Source organism: Staphylococcus intermedius NCTC 11048, assembly GCF_002902385.1.
Lineage (GTDB): Bacteria > Bacillota > Bacilli > Staphylococcales > Staphylococcaceae > Staphylococcus > Staphylococcus intermedius.
Genome location: NZ_PPQH01000089.1, coordinates 1 through 955, shown reverse-complemented (window position 1 = coordinate 955; position 955 = coordinate 1). Strand labels below are relative to the sequence as shown.

Sequence of the window (955 nt, the reverse complement as noted above, 5' to 3'; positions counted from 1 at the left end):
CGGATTTGCGATAGTTGAACGAAGAGAAGAAATTGTAAAACGTATCATCTTTCAACCTTACAATTCTACACAAATATGGTTAAAACGTTTTTACAATACTTGGTCTGACTGGGAACAAATAAACAATAGACAAACAGATACAGGTTGGTTACCTTTGAACCTCATTAATGGAGTTCAATCATACGGAGGCACATATATACCGTATTACAAACTTGTAAATAACAATGGTGATATAACATTAAAGTTAAAAGGAGCAGTTTCGAACATCACAACAAATGATACCGTCATCGCTACATTGCCAGGAAACATTTCCAAATTAATAACGTCAACATGTTCATTCACTCAAAATTCTTCAATTAAAAACGGCGTAGCAACAACTGCGAGATGGGTTGTATTGAGTAATGGGGAAATAAAGATGGAACGCGCATCTTTCGCTATTTCTGAAATGAAATCTACAGACTGGTATCCGATTAATACTGTGATACCACTATAAAGGAGGTTAACTATGGATTTTAAACAAGTTTATTTATACGACGGCACACCTTATTTAGTTTTTAGAGATGTTGAAGGAGAGTATCAGTATCCTGAGTCGGATTGGACTGATATAGCACCACCAGAGGGGATTTATAGCCCCTTTTATTTTAACTCAGATAAAAACGAATGGGTTGGTTCTACGAGGGAAGAGTTTGAAAAGAGTTTGCCCGAAAACGAGGAGATTGAGCTTAGCCTTCAAGAAATGATGATAGCAGAAACACAAGTAGCAGTCGTTGAAAGTACACATCAACTTAAAGAAACACAGAAAATGTTAGCGCAAACATTACTTGATAATGCAGAAAAAGAAAATAGAATCAAAATGTTAGAAGAACAGCAAGCTCAAATGATGCTTGCGTTTGCAGAAATTAAGGAGGTTAAATAATATGAAATTCCCAAGTTTTAACAACATCAAATATTTTTA

General features: G+C 35.0%; 1 protein-coding gene and 1 pseudogene. Both read left to right on the top strand.

What is annotated here, in order from left to right:
- Positions 1-493, top strand: a pseudogene (locus CD138_RS14350) (BppU family phage baseplate upper protein); the annotation flags it as partial.
- 12 nt (positions 494-505) lie between these two features.
- Positions 506-916 carry a YomQ N-terminal domain-containing protein gene (locus CD138_RS12525; protein WP_096559823.1) on the top strand — a complete coding sequence of 137 codons (411 nt, stop codon included), beginning with the start codon at positions 506-508 and terminating at the stop codon, positions 914-916.
- The last annotated feature ends 39 nt before the right edge of the window (positions 917-955 follow it).

Coding starts and splice junctions, on each gene's coding strand:
- CD138_RS12525 (WP_096559823.1), top strand. CDS start 506: ATGGATTTTAAACAAGTTTATTTATACGACGGCACACCTTATTTAGTT.